This window comes from Streptacidiphilus anmyonensis (assembly GCF_000787855.1).
Lineage (GTDB): Bacteria > Actinomycetota > Actinomycetes > Streptomycetales > Streptomycetaceae > Streptacidiphilus > Streptacidiphilus anmyonensis.
Map to the genome: position 1 here is coordinate 92,076 of NZ_BBPQ01000027.1, position 5,051 is coordinate 97,126.

At 70.1% G+C, this 5,051-nt stretch carries 5 protein-coding genes; all 5 read left to right on the top strand.

The features are described from left to right. Nucleotides 1–826: ABC transporter permease (locus tag TR50_RS22885; RefSeq protein WP_042424816.1), on the top strand; the 826-nt coding region annotated here is incomplete at its 5' end. Continuing rightward, nucleotides 823–1,566 (top strand): ABC transporter ATP-binding protein, encoded by a 744-nt coding sequence (locus tag TR50_RS22890; protein WP_042424818.1) that lies wholly within the window; start codon nt 823–825, stop codon nt 1,564–1,566. The genes TR50_RS22885 and TR50_RS22890, both read left to right, overlap by 4 nt. Nucleotides 1,567–1,708: 142 nt before the next feature. Then, nucleotides 1,709–2,656, top strand: a complete 948-nt coding sequence (locus TR50_RS22895) for an aliphatic sulfonate ABC transporter substrate-binding protein (protein ID WP_236654542.1) — start codon at nt 1,709–1,711, stop codon at nt 2,654–2,656. A 36-nt stretch (nt 2,657–2,692) separates the two neighbouring features. Beyond that, entirely contained in the window at nt 2,693–4,042 is a 1,350-nt protein-coding gene (locus tag TR50_RS22900; RefSeq protein ID WP_042424826.1) for an LLM class flavin-dependent oxidoreductase, read from the top strand. Between the two features lie 82 nt (nt 4,043–4,124). Beyond that, nucleotides 4,125–4,676 carry an NADPH-dependent FMN reductase gene (gene ssuE / locus TR50_RS22905; protein ID WP_042424829.1) on the top strand — a complete coding sequence of 184 codons (552 nt, stop codon included), beginning with the start codon at nt 4,125–4,127 and terminating at the stop codon, nt 4,674–4,676. Nucleotides 4,677–5,051: the final 375 nt, after the last annotated feature.

The following is a 5,051-nucleotide window of genomic DNA, read 5'->3' on the forward strand; positions in this document are numbered from 1 at the left end:
CGGGGGGGAGGTCTTCCTCCCCCCCGGCAACACCCGCCGATCGGCGCTTGGGGTCCTGCGCGGCCGACTGCGCTGGCCGCTGGGGATCTACACCACACCGGCCGTCGTCCTGGTCCTGTGGGAAATTCTGGCCAGGACCGGTGTCCTGTCACCCGCCTACGCCCCAGCGCCTACCTCGCTCGTGGGCACGGCCCAACGCCTATGGGACCAGGGCGTGCTGGGGCCAGACCTGGCGATCTCGCTCCAGCGAGCCGGGCTCGGCCTCGCCCTCGGCCTGACCGTTGGTATTACCGCGGGGGTACTCGGCGGACTGCTGCGCAGCGGTGAGTATCTGTTCAACGGCCTGGTGCAGGTCGTCAACACGATCCCGCTCCTGGCCCTGCTGCCGCTGATGATCGTCTGGTTCGGCATCGACGAGCTCACCAAGGTGCTGCTGATCTCCTTCGGCGCGGGCGTGCCGATGTACCTCAACCTGTTCGCCGCGATCCGCGGCGTCGACCAGCGGCTGATCGAGATGGCGCGGACCACGGGAGCCGGCCGGCTGCGGCTGGTCACGCGGGTCCTGGTCCCCGGCGCGCTGCCGGGCTTCCTGGTGGGCCTGCGGTTCTCCCTCGCCTACAGCGTGCTCGGCCTGGTCGCCGCCGAGACCGTCAACGCCGACCAGGGTCTGGGCTTCCTGATCACCCAGGGACAGACCTACCTGCAGACCGACCAGGTCTTCGTCGGCCTGGCGATCTACTCGATCCTCGGCCTGGTCGCCGACCAGTTCGTTCGCGCTCTCGAACGTGTGCTGCTGCGGTGGCGCCCGGGATATGAGGCGGCATGAGCACCACCGTCACGACCCCGACGCGGCCCCAGCGGCAGGCCGGGGCCCTGGTCGAGCACGTCGTCCGCCGCTTCGGCGACCGAACCGTGCTCGACGGCCTGGACCTGGCCATCGCCGATGAGGAACTGGTGGTCCTGCTCGGACCCTCCGGCTGCGGCAAGAGCACCCTGCTGCGCCTGCTCGCCGGTCTGGACCGCCCCGACGGCGGCCGCGTCGAGGTACCGACCAGGCGCGCGGTGGTCTTCCAGGCCGACCGTCTGCTGCCCTGGCAAAGGGTCCTGCGCAACGTCACCCTGGGTCTTACCGGCCCGGACGCGGAACAACGCGCCCGCGACGCGCTCGCCGAGGTCGGACTCTCCGGCCGCGAACGCGCCTGGCCCAAGGAACTCTCCGGCGGCGAGGCACAACGCGTCGCCCTGGCCCGCGCACTCGTCTCCGAGCCCGAACTGGTGCTCCTGGACGAGCCGTTCGCGGCACTCGACGCCATCACCCGGCTACGCATGCACGACCTGGTGCGCGCCCTGCGCGTGCGGCATCACGCGGCGATGCTGCTGGTCACCCACGACGTCGACGAGGCCATCGCCCTGGCGGACCGCATCGTCGTCATGCGTGACGGACGCATCGGCAACGAGCACCCCGTCGAAATCCCCACCGCCGACCGCGAGGCGAGCGCCGCCCGCGAGGAACTGCGCACGGCCCTGCTGCACGACCTCGGCCTCGTCCTCGCCGACCAGTCCTGACCGCCCCTTTCTACACTTCACAGAAAGCATCCGAGCACCCATGCGCATTCGCACCCCCAGAACCTCTCGCCTCCTGGCCGCTCTCGGCTCTGTCGCCCTGGCGCTCCCCCTCGCCGCCTGCGCTTCCTCCAACACTCAGGCCGTGGCCCCGCTCAGCGGCCCGTCCACCGCCGCGCACCCCGAGTGGAGCCAGTACACCTTCACCATCGGCGACAACGGCGGCGACGGCAGCCAGGCGCTGGCGAAGATCACCGGCGTCTTCGACAACGCGCCCTACAAGGTGCGCTTCGCCCGCTTCACCTACGGCCCGCCGCTCATCCAGGCCGCGGCCTCCGGCGACATCGACCTCGGCGCCGTCGGGGATGTGCCACCCATCACCGGCGCCGCCAAGGAGTACGGCTTCAAGATCGTCGCGGTCAACCGGTCCCTGCGCCCAACGCAGTCGCAGGAAAACATCATCGTGCCGCAGGGCTCGCCGATCCGGAACCTCGCCGACCTGCGCGGCAAGAAGCTCGCAGTCCCGCAGGGCAGTTCGGCGCACGGCCTCGCGCTGAACGCGCTGAAGAGCGTTGGCCTGACCCCGAAGGACGTGCAGCTGGTCTTCCTTCCCCCGGCCGACGGCGCCACCGCCTTCGCCACCGGCAAGGTGGACGCCTGGGCGATCTGGAACCCGCAGTCGGCCATCGCCGTCGAGCACGGCGCCCGGATCCTCGCCAAGGGCCTGCCCCCCATCGACCAAACCAGCAGCTACTACGTCGCCTCGGACAAGAGCCTCGCCGACCCGGTCAAGCGCGCCGCCCTGACCGATCTGCTCCAGCGTCTCGCCCACGAGTTCGCCTGGGCGCACCAGCACACCGACCAGTACGCGCAGGCGCTCTCACAGGAGGACGGCATCTCGCTCGCCGATGCCAAGGTGGCGCTGATCGCACAGGAATCGCGGGTGACACCGGTACTGCCAGCCGACATCGCGGCCGAGCAGCAGCTCGGCGACGCCTTCCTGCAGGCCGGGCAGATCAGCGTGAAGGTCAACGTCGCCTCCATCACCGACAGCATCCTCCCGGCCGGTTACGACAGCTCGAAGCTCGGCTGAAACAAAGCACACCCAGCTCGGAAAGGACCAACAGGAATGAGCACCACCCCACCGCGCCGGCTCCACCTCAACGCCTTCCTCATGGAAGCCGGCCACCACGAGGCCTCGTGGCGGCTGCCCGCCGCCAACGCCCGCGCCGACTTCGACCTGCAGCACTGGATCGCGCTCGCCAGACTCGCCGAGAGCGCCAAGTTCGACTCCCTCTTCCTGGCGGACGGACCCGCCCTCAACGGCACCGGCGAGTTCCGTCCCCCGGGCCAGCTCGAACCGCTCACGCTGCTGACCGCCCTGTCCCAGGCGACCAGCCGCATCGGACTCATCGCCACCGTCTCCTCGACCTACAACGACCCCTACAACCTCGCCCGCCGACTCGCCTCCGTCGACCACGTCAGCGGCGGCCGCGCCGGCTGGAACATCGTCACCTCCGCCGGCAGGGACGAGGCCGCCAACTTCGGCCTCGCCGACCGCCCCGCCCACGCCCAGCGCTACGCCCGGGCGGACGAGTTCCTTCAGGTCACCAAGGCGCTGTGGGACAGCTGGGAGTCCGAAGCCGTCACCGCCGACAAGGCAACCGGACGCTACGCCGACCCGGCACGCCTGCACCGGATCGACCACCGCGGCCCCCACTTCACCGTGGCGGGACCGCTCAACGTCGAGCGCCCGCCGCAGGGCTATCCGCTGCTGGTCCAGGCCGGCTCCTCCGAGGACGGCAAGGACTTCGCCGCCCGGCACGCCGAGGCGATCTTCACCGCCCACCGCACCTACGAGCGGGCGGCCGACTTCTACCGCGACATCAAGGCACGGGCCAAGGCCGCCGGACGCAACCCGGACCAGATGATCGTCCTGCCCGGCATCGTCCCCTACCTCGGATCCACCGAGGCCGAAGCCAGGACGGTCGCCGCCGAACTCGACGAACTGAGGGCGCCCGAGTACGGGCTGCGGCAGATCGCCGCCGTCTTCGAGACCGAGCCCTCCGCCCTCGAACTCGACAAGCCCCTGCCGGACTTCATCCTCGGCCGCCCGAAGCTGGAGGGCTCGCAGAGCCGCGCGGACCTTTTCATCGAACTCGCCGTACGGGAGCACCTGACCGTCCGCCAGCTGATCTCCCGCATCGGCGGCGGCCGCGGCCACTTCGAGTTCGTCGGCACCCCCGAACAGGTAGCGGACACCATCACCGCCTGGTTCGAGGGCGGGGCCGCAGACGGGTTCAACATCATGGCCCCCGCCCTGCCGTCCGGCCTCGAAGCCTTCATCGACCACGTGCTGCCGATCCTGCGCGGCAAGGGCCTGTTCCGCGAGGAGTACGAAGGCACCACGCTGCGCGAGCACTACGGCCTCCCGGTCCCGGCCAACCAGTTCCACCACCCGGCGGAAGCCGTCGCCTGACCGTGAGCGGGGGCCGCTCCGGCCGCCCCCGCGTCGACCTGCTGCTCCTCCTACGCCCCTACGTTCACCCCGGGAGCCTTTCGTGCCCACCCTCCTCGTCATCTCCGGAAGCCCGTCGCGGTCATCCCGCACCGCACTTCTCGCCGACCACCTGACCAGCCGACTCTCCCTGAACGGATTCGACGCCGAACACCTCGACCTGCGCGGCCTGCCGCCGGACGCACTCCTGGAGGTGGACGTGGACCACCCCGAAGTGCGCCGCGCACTGGACGCCGTCGCCGCCGCCGAGGGCATCGTCGTCGCCACCCCCGTCTACAAGGCGTCCTACACCGGCCTGCTCAAGGCCTTCCTCGACCTCCTGCCCCAAGACGGCCTGGCCGGCAAGACGGTGCTGCCTCTGGCGACCGGCGGCACCATCGCCCACCTGCTCAGCATCGACTACGCGCTGCGCCCCGTCCTCAGCGCCCTCGCCGCGCGGCACATCGTCGGCGGGGTCTTCCTGCTCGACCGCTCCATCCAGTCGCCCATCGGCGACACGGTGGAGCTCACCCCGGACGCGGAGCAGCGGCTGTTCGAAGCCGTCGACACCTTCATCGACTCCCTGCCCACCGGGTCCCTCATTGCCGCCGCTTGAACCTTCCCATCCGGAGGAGGAGAGGGACTCGACGCCACAGGCCCCTCCACGCCTTCAGGCCCATGACGCAGGGCAGTCAAAGCCGCTCGCAAAGTAGGATAGATTGTCTCAATATACAAGACAAAATGGCAGGTCGAACCTCTTGCCCCTCCCGGTCACACCTGCCCGGCCGCGTCAACCTCGCACCCGGGCATCGCAGTCACCGACGCTGCGCGATCTTGGTGGCCAATTCCAACACCTATGCAGCCAGGCCGAGTTGGAGTCTGGCCAGGTGGCTGTGGTTGGCGCGGTCGAGGGGGCGGCCGTTCCACCAGGCGTGGAGGCGGATGAGGCTGAGAGCGGTGGCGCTGATGCTGTGGTCGAGGTGGGTTTTGG

Excerpts from the sequence above, each read along its gene's own strand:
- TR50_RS22890 (WP_042424818.1), top strand. The coding sequence starts at position 823 with ATGAGCACCACCGTCACGACCCCGACGCGGCCCCAGCGGCAGGCCGGG.
- TR50_RS22900 (WP_042424826.1), top strand. The coding sequence starts at position 2,693 with ATGAGCACCACCCCACCGCGCCGGCTCCACCTCAACGCCTTCCTCATG.